The organism is Streptomyces sp. NPDC018833, from assembly GCF_044390825.1.
Classification (GTDB): Bacteria; Actinomycetota; Actinomycetes; order Streptomycetales; family Streptomycetaceae; genus Streptomyces.
Window position 1 is genome coordinate 1 of record NZ_JBIRZM010000024.1, and the last position, 14223, is coordinate 14223.

The following is a 14223-nucleotide window of genomic DNA, read 5'->3' on the forward strand; positions in this document are numbered from 1 at the left end:
GGGTACGCCGGGTTCGGAGAGCGGTCCGGGGAAACGGGCAGGCAGCAATGCCTGAACCGCGCCCCGGGCCGACTCAACTGGACCCATCCCGCCGTGGCGTTCTGGGCGCTGCTCTCTTCTCCGTCGCGCTCACCATTCCGGACTGGCCGAACGTGGTGGGCCGCATGGAGGCCGTCCAGGCCGGCCGCTCTCGCCGTATCGGGTACGCGGAAGTGGACGCGGTGGTGGCCATGACGGACAAGGTGTCAGAGCTGGACGACATGTTCGGCGGCCGCCACGCCAGGCCCATGGCCGCCGCATTCCTGGTCAACACGGTCGCCCCCCACCTCCGAGCTGATGCTTCCGACGACGTACGTCAGGCCATGCTCTCCGCCGCTTCCGACCTCCTGGACCTGACTGGGTACATGGCCGTGGATGAAGGGCTGCACGGCCTGGCACAGCGGTACTACGTCAAAGCCCTGGAACTGGCCGGGGCCGCCGACGACCACCTGACCTACTGCACCACATTGCGCGGGATGAGCCTCCAGGCCGTGGACCTGGGCCACAACGCCCACGCCCTCCGCCTGGCCGACGCTGCCGCCGCAGCCTCCCCGAACGCCGGGCCCCGTATGCGCGCGTTCCTGGCCGGGCAACAGGCCCACGCCCACGCCGCGAGCGGCCACCGTGCCACCGCACTCCAGTACATCCGGGAGGCGGAAGTGGCCATGGATAAGGCGGAGTCCCGGGCAAAGACGTTCGGAAGCTATGACCCCTCATCCCTGGCTTACCACGTTGCCCAGGTCCAGTACGGCCTAGGGGACCTGGCCGGGTCCGTGAAGAACATGGAGGAGTCGTCCCGTCTCCGCCACGACGTGTACCGCCGGACCCGCGTTCGCTATGACGCGATGATGGCGGAACGCCAACTGGAGCTTGGCCACCTGGAGGCCGCGTGCGTCACCTGGGACCGCGTGCTGGATGATTACCCGCTGGTCCAGTCTGGCCGGGCGGATCAACGGGTGGCCGCCATGAAGGCCCTCATCCGCCCCCACGTACGGAACCGGGCGGCCCAGGCCCTGTACGAGCGGGCCCAGGCCGTGAGCGTCCCGGCCACCGCGTAATCACTCTGCGCTCTGGCCCGCCGAGCTGTCCGTGACCGGCCCCGGACATGCGAACAGCCCCCTGGCCCACGAAGGGGCGGAGGCGGGGCCTGTCGGTCCGGGTGAAACTGTCGCTTTCGACGTCTTGCGATACGGCCGCTCTGGATCATCCTGCGCGTTACAGAAGATCCCGAAGGCAACGAGTTCTGTGTGCTGCGGCCCAAGAAGACCCTGCTCGACTGACGCCACGACGCCGGGTCGCGTCACCCGGCGTCGGGGCCGCCGCCCTCGGCGCCGGCCGCCGCTCCGGGCCGGGCGCCGAGCGCGTCATGGGCGCTCAGCGCCGCCCGCACCCGCATCACGTCCGCACCTGACGTGGCGTCGAGGCCGGTCGCCTCCGCCGCACGACGCAGCCGGTAGTCCACCGTGTTCGGGTGCACGCGCAGCCGTTCGGCGGTGAGCTGGCGGCTGAGCCCGCTGTCCAGGAACGTCCGCAGTGTGCCCAGCAGTTCGGGCCGGCCGGTCAGTGGCCTCATCAGTTCGGCCAGGGCGTCGCGGGCGGGGCCGGGCTGCATCAACTGGTACTCCAGCAGGACGTCCCCGAGCCGGTAGACGCCCGGATCCCGGCCCGCCGAGACCGCCACCCGCCGTACCTCCTCCGCCTGCCGGACGGCCGCGGACACGCCCTCGGGGGCGGCCGCCGCCGCGCCGGCCATGATGTCGACCCCGGCCACCCGGCTCATGTGGGACACCACGCTGGACAGCCGGTCCCAGTCCCGGTCGGCGAGCAGCCGGGCCTCCGTGCCGTACGGGATCAGGGCGAGCCCGCCGTCGCCGGACAGGGCGGAGAGCACCGGGCCCTCGGCGTGACGTTCCAGCTCCACCCGCAGCCGCCGCAGCTTCCGCGTCCTGGCGAACACGGGGCTGACTCCCGGGGCCCGCTCGTCCGGGTGAGGGCCGATGGCCAGCCCGAGGACCAGATAGCAGGCCGGGAGGGCGATGCCCCAGCGGTCCGCCGTCGCCCGGACGTCCTCCCCGTCGACGAGCGCGGTGAGCATCGCCTGCCGGGCCGACTGCTCCTCGCCCGCGGCCGCCTGCCGCTCCGCGAAGTAACCCGACACCACACTTGCCGTCATCCGCTCCAGGAATCGCAGGACCAGCACGTTCACGGCCTTCACCTCCGGCAGGTCGTCCGGCGTCGCATACGCCGACATCTGCTCGAAGCACTCCTGCGCCCCCACGTGGTAGGCGCTGATCACCGCCTCGACGGGAACGCCCTCCTCGGCCCGCTTGGCGGCCGACTGCCGCACGACCTGCAACTGCGCCTCGTTCGGGAGCGAACCGGTGCGCAGGACGGAGACGAACGCGCGTATGCCCTGGCCGATGACCCGCTGGATCTCGCTGCGCAGCTGCTCGACCGGCAGCGTGCCGTACACCGGCACATGGTCGACGAGCCGGGCGAGGACGCGGGCGGCCAGCTCGTCCACCGACCCGGCGAGCCGCTGATGCACCGGAACCCCTCCGAAGGAGAGCGGTACGTATCCCTCACTGTCCACGGTGGCGACCTCATCGAAGCTGCTGATCTTACTTACCAGTAACCAAGGTCGCCGCAGGACACGCGGGGTGTCAATGCCGACGCGCGGCCGAGGGCCCGTACCCCGGGAGGGTTTTGTGACGGCTCACAATCCTGCCGCCGAATGTTTGGACCCGGCCCGGGGCCCGAAGGACCGAACCGCGGTCAGGCTGCTTGCGGGTATGCACATGCCCGTTTGCCTCCGCCTCCATCAGCCCCCGGACGGGCTGATCAACCCCCAGGAGCACCCGATGTCAGGGATCGATCGGTCCGCCCGTCGATGGCGGACCGGACCGGCCGCGGCCGTGGTCGCCGCCGTCGTCGCCCTCACCTGCGCCGCGGCCCCGGCGCAGGCCGCCGAGCGGGAGCCGCTGCGCGAAGGCGGCGTCGCCCAGGCGCTGTGGAACTACGCGGTCTCCCCGGCTGCCGTGCCGGGAGCCAACGACTGGTCGTGCCGGCCGAGTGCCGAACACCCCAACCCGGTGGTCATGCTGCCGGGCACCTTCTTCAACATCGGAGCCAACTTCGTGAAGGCCGCTCCCCGCCTCAAGAACAACGGCTACTGCGTCTTCGCCATGAACTACGGCTTCACACCCGCGTCCTTCGGCCGCGTCGGCGGTCTCGGCTCCAACCGCGACTCGGCCGCACAACTGGACGCCTTCGTGACCGAGGTCCAGTGGGCGACCGGCGCCGAGAAGGTGGACATCGTCGGCCACTCGCTCGGCGGAAGCGTGCCGATGTGGTGGATGAAGAAGATGGGCGGCGCCGAGAAGGTCGACCACTACGTCGGCTGGGCTCCCAGCTCCCACGGCACCGACCTGAACGGCATCGCCCGGCTCGGCGACTCGCTGAAGCTCATGGGCTTCGTCACCGGGCCGTCGAGGGTGGGCCGGTTCCCCGGAGTCGTCGAGCAGCTCCGCACCAGCGACTACACCGAGGAGATGTGGGCCGAAGGCGACAGCGTGCCGGACGGACCCGAGTACACGGTCATCATGACCAGACAGGAGAAGGTCGTCACCCCGTACGCCTCCCAGGCCCTGACCGGCAAGGACGTGAACAACATCGTCCTGCAGGACATGTGCCCCGACGACAGGGCCGGCCACATGGGGCTGTTCAACGACGACCCGACGCTCCAGATCACCATGAACGCCCTGGCCGACGGCCCCGACGACTTCCGGCCCACCTGCACGGGGTACGGCATGCCGCTGTGACCGTGCACGCTCCGCGGGAGCCCGCCCGCCCGGCTTCCGGGTCGGCGGGGTCCCGTACGTTTTCAGGTCCGGTACGCCTTCAGTGCCCGTACGTCTTCAGAGCCCGTACGCGTCCGGTGCCCGCTGCGGGGGCAGCCCGGCGGCCTCGGCGAGCGCCGGGGCGAGGTTCTCCTTACGGATGCGCTGGTCGACATAGAGCAGGCTGATGACCAGCTGCGGGAACGCCGAGGTGAGGATCTGACCCACCAGGATGGTCAGCAGTCCGAACGCCATCGTCGTGACGACGATCGTGACGGCCGCACCGCCGTCGGCCGCCTCGTCCGACAGGGACGCGGGCCCGGTGGGGACGAGGCTCAGCAACTGGAACACCAGCTGGATGAGGTAGCTCACCGCGGCGGCCATCACGGCGGCCAGCAGCGAGATGCCGAACACCCGCCACCAGGCGCCCCGCACCAGCTGCGCCGAGCGCGCCATCGCGCTGATGGTGCCCTGCCCCTCGAGGACCGCGACGGCGGGCGCGAAGATGAACCGCACCCACAGCCAGACCGCCACCGGCCCGGTGGCCAGTGCCCCGAGGATGCCGATCAGCCCCAACCAGCCCCAACCGCCGGAGCCGTCGGCGGCCAGCGCGATCAACGCCACGACCATCCCGACGAAGGCAAGGGTCATCAGGACCAGGGGGACCGCGGCGATCAGGGCGGTGATCAGTACGGTGCCGAGCACGGCCCACAGCCGGGGCCACACCCGGCGCCAGATGGCGCCGAAGCTCGACGGGCGGCCCAGCACCGCGTCCTGGAGGACCGCAGGGCAGCCGGCGTACACGGCGGCGTTGGCCACCAGAAGGGCGAAGAGCCCGAAGAGGTACACGGCGCCGAACGTCAGCACCAGCGGCATGACCTCGTCGCTGCCCGGCGCGCTCTCGTCGGGCCGCTCGAGCAGGCGGTGCAGCTCCGTCTTCACCGCCACATAGGCGAGGGCGAGCGCCGCGCCGAACAGCACGACGGCCATGCCGTACACTGCGAACGCGAAGCCCAGCAGTTGCTTCCAGTGCCGGCCGATCGTCGCGAACGCCCCGCCGAGGATCTCGCCGAGGCCGAGCGGCCCGAGCGGTATCACTCCGGGCTTGGGCGGCGGCGCCCAGGCGCCCCACGCGGGCGGACCCGGATACGGCGGCGGGTTTCCCCCCGGACCAGGCGTGTTTCCGTAAGCCATTGGACCCCCCACGTCGGATGATGACCGGACGGGGCGCTGCGGCCGCCCGTCCGGACGAACAAGGTAGCCGGGCCCGGAGCCGCGGCCCACTCCGCCCCCGCCTCCCCCTGTCCCCGCCTTCTGCGCGTGGACGCGCGCGACGCGGACCGCGCCGCATGTGATCCCCTGCTGTGATCCCCTGCTCCTCGCGCCCTTCCGCGCGACACCGCCGCCCGGCACCTGAGATCGGTTCGCCCCCGTGGGCCCCGGCCGGTTAGGTTTCCTGTCATGACTGACTCGTCCCACAGCACCACTGCTCAGCGCACCATCGGTGCCGTGGCCGCCGGCCTCGCCACCGTCACCGCCGAGGGCGTCGTCCTCGACACCTGGTACCCCGTCCCCGAGCTCACTGCCGAGCCCGGCCCCGCCGGCACCCAGCGGCTGACCGCCGAGCGCGCCGTGGAGCTCCTCGGCGACGGCGCCGCGAAGGCCATCGGCCCGGACGCCCGCCGTGGGGTCGAGGTCGTCGCCGTCCGCACCGTCATCGCCTCCCTCGACGACAAGCCGCTGGACGCCCACGACGCCTACCTGCGCCTCCACCTGCTCTCCCACCGCCTGGTCAAGCCGCACGGGCAGAACCTGGACGGCCTCTTCGGCGTGCTCTCCAACGTCGCCTGGACCAGCCTCGGCCCCGTCGCGGTCGACCAGCTGGAGGCCGTGCGCCTCAATGCCCGCGCCGAGGGCCTGCACCTGCAGGTGACCTCCGTCGACAAGTTCCCGCGGATGACCGACTACGTCGCCCCCAAGGGCGTGCGGATCGCCGACGCCGACCGCGTCCGGCTCGGTGCGCACCTCGCCGAGGGCACCACGGTCATGCACGAGGGCTTCGTCAACTTCAACGCGGGCACGCTCGGCACCTCGATGGTCGAGGGGCGCATCTCCGCGGGCGTCATCATCGGCGACGGCTCCGACATCGGCGGCGGCGCCTCCACCATGGGCACCCTGTCCGGCGGCGGCAACGTCATCATCTCCATCGGCGAGCGCTGCCTCATCGGCGCGGAGGCCGGAGTCGGCATCGCGCTCGGCGACGAGTGCGTCGTCGAGGCCGGTCTGTACGTCACCGCCGGTACGCGCGTCACCATGCCCGACGGGCAGATCGTCAAGGCCCGCGAGCTGTCCGGCGCGTCGAACATCCTCTTCCGCCGCAACTCGGTCACCGGCGCCGTCGAGGCCCGCCCGAACAACGCGGTCTGGGGCGGCCTCAACGAGGTGCTCCACAGCCACAACTGATCGTCGCTTTTCCTCGCTCCCATCGTGTGACCCCGCGCAACCTTCGCTGCGTGCGGGTCGATAAGCAGGTCGACGCAGGGTCATACGACCCCGTGCCGAACCGCACAGGCGAGGAACCACATGAAGACCAGGCCGACCGCTCTCGGCGCGTGCGCACTGCTTGCGGCGATGTCACCGCACGGTGTCGCACACGCCGACGAGACGCACACCGGCTCGCACAACGGAGACCACGTGACCGTGGTCTCGATCGGTCAGATCGACGATCCGCTGGAGGACGTTCTCGAGCACGCCGCCGTTCTCGGCAGCACCTACACCAACGGCTGATCCGCGGCGCGCTCCAAGCGCTCGTACGCCTCCAGCAGCCCGTCGGCCGTCTCGCGGCCGGCGGGCTGCAGCGGTTCCCGGACCGGGCCCCCGGGCCGCCCGAGCGCGCCCAGCAGCGCCTTGGCGGTGACCGTGCCCGGCAGCCCCGAAGCCATCATCAACTCCGCCAGCGGCAGTGTGAGTTGGTTGAGCCGAGCGGCCCGGGCGTTGTCCCCCGCGTCGTACGCGTCGAGGACCGCCCGCATACGGGGCGCGGCGACATTGGCGACGGTCGACACGAAACCGGCCCCGCCCACCGCGTACAGCGGCAGGTTCGTCTCCTCGCAGCCCGAGTAGTACGCGAGCCCGCCGAGCGCGATGACCTTGGTGCTGCCCAGCAGGTCGTACGCACAGTCCTTCACGGCCACGACACGGGGGTGCTCCGCCAGCCGCAGCATCGTGTCGGGCTCGATGCGGACGCCCGTGCGGCCGGGGATGTCGTACAGCATCAGCGGCACGCCGACGGCATCGGCGACCCGGCGCAGGTGTGCCTCGATCGCCGCCTGGGGCGGGCGGCTGTAGTACGGGGGGATCACGAGCACTCCGTCGGCGCCCGCCCGCTCGGCCTCGCGCGCCAGCTCGACGGTGTGACGGGTGTCCGCGGTGCCGACGCCCGCGACGATCGCGGCCCGGTCACCGACCGCCTCGACAACCGCCCGCACCAGCGCCGCCTTCTCGGCGTCGGACGTCGTCGGGGACTCGCCGGTGGTTCCGGAGAGCACCAGTCCGTCGCAGCCGTCGTGGACGAGCCGCGTGGCGAGCTGCTGCGCACCGTCGAGGTCGAGGGAGCCGTCGTCGGTGAAGGGCGTGACCATGGCGCACAGGGCGCGGCCGAAAGGGCGTGAGGAGGACATGTCCGCAGTGTGGCCAAAGGGGCGGTGGAGCTCCAGTTAAATCTGCTTCCGACGACTGTGAAGCAGCGCTGAGAGATGCCCGGATGGCCTGGTCACGGCGCTGCGCGGCAGTCCGCGGCGGTGTCGCGGTGGTGGCGCACGGTGCGCCGGCCGCGGGAGGCGGCGGGCGCACCGGCACGCAGCTCGCCCTACGGGCGGAAGCGCAGCACCTGGGGGTCGTGGTCGCTGTTCTGCTCCGCGAACTCCGCGTTGATGTGCACGCTGTCGTAGGAGAAGTCGTCGATCGACGGGCTCGTCAGAATCTGGTCCAGGACCTGGCTGTTGCCCTGGTAGACGTACGAGTAGCGCTCCGAGCGCGGCAGGGACCTGACCGCGGGGTACAGCGCGCCGCCGTCCGTGAGCGCCTTCGTCGTCGCCGAGAACTCGAAGTCGTTGATGTCGCCGAGGACCACGACGTCGGCCTTGCGGTCGGCCTTGAGGATGTCCTTGACGAAGGCGTTGACCGACTGCGCCTGGAGCAGACGCTTGGCCTCGGAGATACGGTTCGGCGGCTGGTGGTGGGAGGTCAGTCCCTCGTCGCCGCCCTTGGAGCCGAAGTGGTTGGCGATCACGAAGACCGTACGGCCGCGGAATGTGAACTGACCCGCCAGCGGCTTCCGGCTGTTCTCCCAGGCGGAGTTCGCCGGGTCGATCCGGCCGGGCGACAGCGTCAGGGCTGCCCGGCCGTGCTCGCGCACGGCGCCGGTCGCCGTCGTGGCGTCGCCGCCCGCGCGGTCGGTGAAGGAGACCCGCTCCGGGTTGAACAGGAAGACCTGCCGGATGTTGCCGCCGGGCTCGCCGCCGTCCTTGTTGTTCTGCGGGTCCACGGACCGCCATGCGTAGGCCGGGCCGCCGGCCGCGAGGATCGCGTCCGTGAACTTCTTCAGCGTCTGGCCGGCCGCGACCGTGCCGTCGTTCTTCGCGCCGTTGTCGTCCTGGATCTCCTCCAGGGCGAGGATGTCGGGCGAGGAGAGGTTGTCGACGACCGCCTTCGCCAGCGCGTCGAACTTCTCCTGCGGGTCCGACGGGTCCAGGTTCTCCACGTTGTACGTGGCCACCGCCAGCTCGCCACCCCGCTGCGGGCGCGTGCGCTCGCGCGCGAGTCCGCGGTCCACCACCGTGCCCAGGGTGCGGGCGGTCAGGGTGTAGCCGCCGAACTGGTTGAAGTCCAGGGGGCCTTCGGTGGTGCCGGCGAGCATGTCACCGACGTTCGCGTCGGGGAACGGCTTCTCGGCGCGCGGCGTCAGCGACTGGATCTGCAGGCGCCCGGTGTTCTGCGAGGAGTACGAGCCGTAGACGGTGCCGCCGCGGCGGTTGTCGTTCTCCCACGGCTTGACCGTCACCCACAGCTCCGCGTACGGGTCGGTGGCGCCGACCACGCGGGACGTGCCGATGCGGACGTTGCTGCCTTCCAGCGACTCGTAGTAGTCCAGGGCGTAGGTGCGCGGCCGCAGGGCGCGGCCGTTGATGCTGTTGCCGGCCGACGGATCGCCGTCCGGAGCGTACTCGGCGGGCACGGACGCGGCCGAGACCGTGACGGCTGCGGGCAGTTCGTTGCCCTGCGAGACGACGGTGACGGCCGGCTTGGCTATCTGGGTCAGTGACTGGTTGCCGGAGGATGTGCCGCCCGGGACGTACTCGCCGACCGTGCCGGAGACCAGCACCTGGTCCCCGACGGCGACGGTCGGGACCGAGCCGGTGTAGACGAAGACGCCCTCGCTCGTAGCGGCGTCGTCGTCGGCCTGCGGGTCCTGGAACCAAAAGCCCCGTGAGCCGTACGTCCGAACGCCCGTGACGATGCCCGGCACATCGGTGACCTGCCGTCCCACCAGCGGGGACGTCCGGGTGGTGCCCTGGATGTCGTGGATCCGTACCTGGGCGGTCTCGGCGGCGGTGGCGCCGGTGGAGCCGGCGAGCAGACCAGTGGCCAGCGCGGCGGCGACGAGGGCGGCGACGGCGGGCGTTCTCGGTACGACGGAGGAAGGCATCGAGGTACTCCGGATGTGAGGGATGAGGGGTGCCGGCGGTGCCGGCGGGGTGCTGCACTGTTCTACGCGCGTCAATCTCTTGTCTGGACAGTGCAGTTGTCAAGAGCCCCCGGATGTACGGCGGCGGACGCGTGGATGAACGCGGCGGCCGGAGCCTGCCCGGGTGGTCCCGCACAGGCACCCTTGGAGCTGGCCTCTTCCCGGTGGGCCCCGAAACCACCTCGAATGCGTCTACGCTGGCACCGCCCGGGTCCCCCAGCGTCCGGGGCCCTTACGTCCGGGGGCCCGTGAGCCTGCCCAGGATCCCGTACGCCGCGGAGGAGAACCACCACATGCCCGAAGACCGCCCCACACTCCCGCCGGTCCGGCTGCACTCGGACGCGGAGCTGGCTCGGGCCGCCCTCGGCGCCCCGTTGCTCGCCCGGGCCGTCAGGCTCGCCCGCTGGGCGGGGCCGGGGACGCGGGTCGGTGTCGGCGGCGAACTCGTCGACGAGCAGCTGCCGGAGGCCGCCGAGGTGCTGGGCCTCGCCCCCGACGACGCGGACGGGCCCGCGTACGCGAGCGAGGCATGGCGGGTCGCCGTCGACACCGGTCTCGTCGAGGTCGACGCCCTCGAAGACGGGGACGACGACGCGCACGACGACGCAGGCGGTGGCGCCGTCGCGGGCACCAACCTGACGCTGGTCACCGGAGGTTCGCCCCAGGACGTGCTCGGGCTGTGGCTGGACGCCCTGGACGTCGTCCTCGCGGACGCGACCGCCCCCGTCCTCGACGACATCGCCGACGTCATCGGCGAGGACGGCGGGATCGACTTCGATGCGCTGGGCTGGGACCCGGACGCGGAGGCCGACTTCCTGGACGGCGTGCTCGGCAATCTGTACCTGCTGACCGTCTCCGACGGCGGCGACCAGCCGGTCCCACTGCCCGTACTCGCCGCATCGGTGATCGTGCCCGACGACATGGGCGAACCGACGGACGACGTTCTGGAACAGGTCTCCGAGGCGATGATGCGCCTGGACGACCAGTTCCGGCTGCTGGAGCCGATCGGGCTCGTCGAATACCAGCCGGTGGACGAGGCGTTGATGGCGGAGGAGGCCGAGGGCGCGGAAACCGAGACCCCGGCCGAGGACGAGGACGTCTCCCGGTACGGGATGGTCAGGCTCACTCCGCTCGGTCTGTACGGCATCCGGTCCCGGATGCTGGAGGCCGGCATCGACGCACCCGCCGTCGGTGATCTTGCGGGCAAGGGCGCGGATGTGCTGCTCGACCGGCTCACCCACTTCCCCGAGACCGCCGCGCAGGCCGAGACCGAGCAGTGGCTCGCCCGCCGCGCCCCGGCCGCCGCCGCCCGTGAACTGCTCGCCGCGGCGCGTGGCGCCGACCGTGGGGCGCCGCTGCGCCGCCTCCACTGCCAGCAGGCCCTCACCCTGGTCGGCCCGCACGCCGAGCCGGAGGTCCGTGCGGTACTCGACGACGCCGAACTCGGCGGTCTGGCACGGGTGTGGCTGGCCGAGCGGGGCGCGTCGGACGTACCGCCGCCGCCGGAGTCGATGATCTTCTGGCTCGCGATCGACACCATCGCCGCGCAGCTCGACGCGGACGGGGAGGCCGAGGAACTGCGGGACCTGGTGGAGGGTCTGGTCGGCCGGCACAGCGGGTTCTTCGATGCGGCGTGGCGGGTGGACCATCCGCGGACGGCGGATGTGCTGGAGGCGATGGGCAGGCTGCACAGCGACAGGGGGCTGGCGAAGGAGGCGCGCAAGGCTGCCTTCAAGTCCCGCTCTGCTCGCTGACGCTCGCGGCTCCGTGACGCGGGGGCGCGGTGCCAGGGGGCCTGCGGTGGTGCGACGCGACCCGGCGATTCCCTGCTGGATGCGCCGCGTTCCCGGGCTCCTGCCGGAGGTGCGCCGCCTTCCTGGCACCCGTGCCGGGTTGCACGGCGTTTCGGGCCCCCTGCGGGTGTGCGGCGCCCGGGTCGCTGTGCGGCCTGAGGCGCGTTGGCGTGCCCTGCTGGGTGCGCGGCGTTTCGGGGCCCCTGCGGGTGCTGAGGCGCATCGCGGCGGGCCCGGCGGGGGGAGCCGGCGTTTCCAGGCACGTGCGGGGTCCCAGGCGCTGGTGGCGGATGCGGCGCGTTGCCGGGCCTCTTCGGAGGCGCGCTGACGGTCGGGGGATTGCCCCTGCAGGGGGTGGTGCCTCTGGGGCGATCCTGGTGCCGGGGCGTGGACCTCGCTTGGGTCGGGCGGCGTTCCCAGGCCCCCTGCGGGAGCGCGCTGACGGGTGCGTCGGGGTCCGTTGCCCCAGAGGGCCGGGTCCCGCCGGTTCTTGCCGAGGGGGCTGTTGGCCGCGCCGGCGTGCATGGGTACTCGGGCGGCCCTCGGTGCGGCGCCCCCGGGCTCCTGCGGCGGAGGTGCGGTGCGTCCCGGGCTTCCTGCCCAGGGACTTGTGTTCACAGGCCCACTGCGGTGGAGGTGCGGCGCGTCTCAGGCCCCGTGCCTGGGCGCGCTGACGGGTGCGGGGCCGTGGCCCTGCCGGATAGCGGCGCCTGGGGTGCGGGGTCGTGTGGGCGATCGTGCTCGTCGCCAGCCAAAGCGGCGACTGGGGGTTCTCGGTCCGGCGGGTCGGGGCTCAATCCTGGGGAATGCGCAGTGCGTTCATCCAGACCCTGGTGAGGGTCTGGACCAGTGTCTCGAAGGGCACGGGCTGGTCGGCGGCGAAGGTCACGTACGCCATGCGGCTCATCATGGCGCTGAGGGCGCGGGCGGTGACGGCCGGGTCGAGTGCCGGATCGGCGACGCCTGCCTTCTGGAGGCGGGTGATGGCTGCGGCGCTGCGGTCGATGAACGCCTGCGATCGCTGCAGCCGCAGTTCGAGGAAGCGCCGGTCCACGGCGGCGGCCTGCTCCATCGCTGCCATCAGCGCGGCGTTGCGGCTGTAGGCCTCCAGGTAGGCCCGGTTGGCGTCCTCCACCCCCCGGCCCACGTCCTTGCGGGGGCTGTCGCTGACTCCCGCGTGGAGCATCTCGTCCTGCAGATCCGCCAGGACCGCGGTGAAGACGTCGTCCTTGGACGCGAAGTGCGTGTAGAAGCTGCCGGTCGCGACGCCGGCCTCCGCCGCGATGTCGACGATCCGGGCGTCCAGGTAGCCGTCCCGTTCGAAGATCCGCCGGGCTGCGGCGACCAGGGCGTCTTTGGTGCGGATCCCGCGCCGGGTGCGCCGGGGGACAGGGGGCTCGGAGGGCGCGGGCTCGGAAGAGGCGAGGTCAGAGGGCGGCATGGGTCACATCCTAGCCGGTATTGAATCCGAATGCGGATTCAAGTACGTTCCGCCCATGGACACCACTGCCGCTCGCACAGGCTGGAACCTGCTCGTCGCCCGCGATGACCTGTCGACCACCAAGCTGGTCGAGGCGCCGATCCCGGAGGTCCGGGACGGCGAGGTACTGCTGCGCGTCGACCGGATCGGCCTCACCGCCAACAACGTCACCTACGCCGCGCTCGGCGACTCCTTCCGTTACTGGGAGTTCTTCCCGGCCCCGGAAGGCTGGGGCATCGTCCCGCTCTGGGGCTTCGCCGAGGTCGTCGCATCCCGGGTCGAGGGCGTCGAGCCCGGAAGCCGCCACTACGGCTATCTGCCGTCCGGCAGCCACCTGCTGGTACGACCCGGGCGGGTGGACGAGCGCGGCTTCCGGGACGCCAGCCCCCACCGCAAGACGCTGCCCCCGCCCTACAGCGCCTACGCCCTCACCACGGGCGACCTCGCCTACGAGGCGGACCGCGAGGACCTCCAGATCCTCTACCGCCCGCTGTTCTGGACCTCCTACATGCTGGCCGACTGGATCGTCGACAACGCCTGGCTCGGTGGCCGCACCGCTGTCCTGTCGTCCGCGTCGAGCAAGACCGCCTACGGTGCCGCCTTCCTGCTCCAGGGGCAGGGGTGCGATGTGGTGGGCCTGACATCCCGGCGCAATCTCGCCTTCACCGAGAGCCTCGGCTGCTACGACCGGGTGCTGGCGTATGAGGACGTCGCCCAGCTCTCCTCGACCACGCCCACCCTGTACGCCGACTTCGCCGGCGACGAGTCCCTGACCGCCGCGCTGCACACTCACCTCGGCGACGCCCTGGTGCACGACGTGGTCGTCGGGGTCACCAGCCAGCAGGCAGGGTCCGCCGGCACGCTTGCCGAAACGGGACCGGGCATGTTCTTCGCACCCGACCAGATGCGCAAGCGCATCGGCGACTGGGGGCGCGAGGGGCTGGACCGTCGCTTCGCCGACGCATGGCAGCGGTTCGCTCCCGTGGTCGAGGGGTGGGTGGACGTCGTGCACAGCAGCGGCCCCCAGGCCCTGGAGCAGGTCTGGCACCAGGTCCAGTCGGGACGGACCGCGCCGCGCACCGGCCACGTGCTCGCTCTCTGACCTGACAGCGCCTGCCGCATCGTCACCGGTCTCCCGCTCCGGGCGCGGAAAGGCGCCGGAAAACAAGTGGCGTGCCCGGCGGCCCGTTTCCTAGAGTCTCCCCACGAACTGTGCTTCCCGGTGCGTCGGCCGCGGATACTTCCTCTGACAAAAAAAGCACCGCTGCCACCTGCGATCTCGGGAGGCACAGTTCGCCAGGCGCCCGTTCACCGGCGTCCGATGTG

General features: G+C 71.7%; 11 protein-coding genes. 6 read left to right on the top strand and 5 right to left on the bottom strand.

The window, feature by feature from the left end:
- Positions 1-47: 47 nt before the first annotated feature.
- On the top strand, positions 48-1097 hold the full coding sequence (locus ACH5AF_RS32640; protein WP_398906807.1) for a transcriptional regulator: 1050 nt from the start codon (positions 48-50) through the stop codon (positions 1095-1097).
- Between the two features lie 242 nt (positions 1098-1339).
- Here ACH5AF_RS32640 and ACH5AF_RS32645 read toward each other — a convergent pair whose 3' ends face one another.
- The gene (locus tag ACH5AF_RS32645) at positions 1340-2632 is read right to left on the bottom strand and encodes a PucR family transcriptional regulator (protein ID WP_398906809.1); all 1293 of its coding nucleotides are present in this window, start codon (positions 2630-2632) and stop codon (positions 1340-1342) included.
- Between the two features lie 268 nt (positions 2633-2900).
- Between ACH5AF_RS32645 and ACH5AF_RS32650 the strand changes: the two genes are divergently transcribed.
- The gene (locus tag ACH5AF_RS32650; protein ID WP_398906810.1) at positions 2901-3860 is read left to right on the top strand and encodes an esterase/lipase family protein; all 960 of its coding nucleotides are present in this window, start codon (positions 2901-2903) and stop codon (positions 3858-3860) included.
- Positions 3861-3956: 96 nt separating this feature from the next.
- Here the strand turns inward: ACH5AF_RS32650 and ACH5AF_RS32655 are convergent, their stop codons facing one another.
- Entirely contained in the window at positions 3957-4976 is a 1020-nt protein-coding gene (locus tag ACH5AF_RS32655) for a glycerophosphoryl diester phosphodiesterase membrane domain-containing protein (RefSeq protein ID WP_398906812.1), read from the bottom strand.
- A 363-nt stretch (positions 4977-5339) separates the two neighbouring features.
- Here ACH5AF_RS32655 and dapD point away from each other — a divergent pair, with 363 nt between their 5' ends.
- Together dapD and ACH5AF_RS32665 are read left to right on the top strand one after the other, a co-directional pair.
- Positions 5340-6341: a 2,3,4,5-tetrahydropyridine-2,6-dicarboxylate N-succinyltransferase gene (gene dapD, locus ACH5AF_RS32660; protein WP_398906813.1), complete on the top strand. Its 1002-nt coding sequence runs from the start codon at positions 5340-5342 to the stop codon at positions 6339-6341.
- Between the two features lie 120 nt (positions 6342-6461).
- On the top strand, positions 6462-6665 hold the full coding sequence (locus tag ACH5AF_RS32665; RefSeq protein ID WP_398906815.1) for a hypothetical protein: 204 nt from the start codon (positions 6462-6464) through the stop codon (positions 6663-6665).
- Here ACH5AF_RS32665 and dapA read toward each other — a convergent pair.
- On the bottom strand, positions 6650-7558 hold the full coding sequence (gene dapA / locus ACH5AF_RS32670; protein WP_398906816.1) for a 4-hydroxy-tetrahydrodipicolinate synthase: 909 nt from the start codon (positions 7556-7558) through the stop codon (positions 6650-6652). The genes ACH5AF_RS32665 and dapA overlap by 16 nt on opposite strands.
- A gap of 188 nt (positions 7559-7746) precedes the next feature.
- Positions 7747-9585, bottom strand: a complete 1839-nt coding sequence (locus ACH5AF_RS32675) for an endonuclease/exonuclease/phosphatase family protein (RefSeq protein ID WP_398906818.1) — start codon at positions 9583-9585, stop codon at positions 7747-7749.
- Positions 9586-9917: 332 nt separating this feature from the next.
- On the opposite strand from ACH5AF_RS32675, the gene ACH5AF_RS32680 reads away from it, so the two are divergent.
- Complete coding sequence (locus ACH5AF_RS32680) at positions 9918-11378, top strand: hypothetical protein (RefSeq protein ID WP_398906820.1); 1461 nt, start codon at positions 9918-9920, stop codon at positions 11376-11378.
- 832 nt (positions 11379-12210) lie between these two features.
- Here the strand turns inward: ACH5AF_RS32680 and ACH5AF_RS32685 are convergent.
- The gene (locus tag ACH5AF_RS32685; RefSeq protein ID WP_398906821.1) at positions 12211-12858 is read right to left on the bottom strand and encodes a TetR/AcrR family transcriptional regulator; all 648 of its coding nucleotides are present in this window, start codon (positions 12856-12858) and stop codon (positions 12211-12213) included.
- 55 nt (positions 12859-12913) lie between these two features.
- Here ACH5AF_RS32685 and ACH5AF_RS32690 point away from each other — a divergent pair, with 55 nt between their 5' ends.
- Positions 12914-13999 (top strand): DUF2855 family protein, encoded by a 1086-nt coding sequence (locus tag ACH5AF_RS32690; protein WP_398906823.1) that lies wholly within the window; start codon positions 12914-12916, stop codon positions 13997-13999.
- Positions 14000-14223 lie beyond the last annotated feature (224 nt).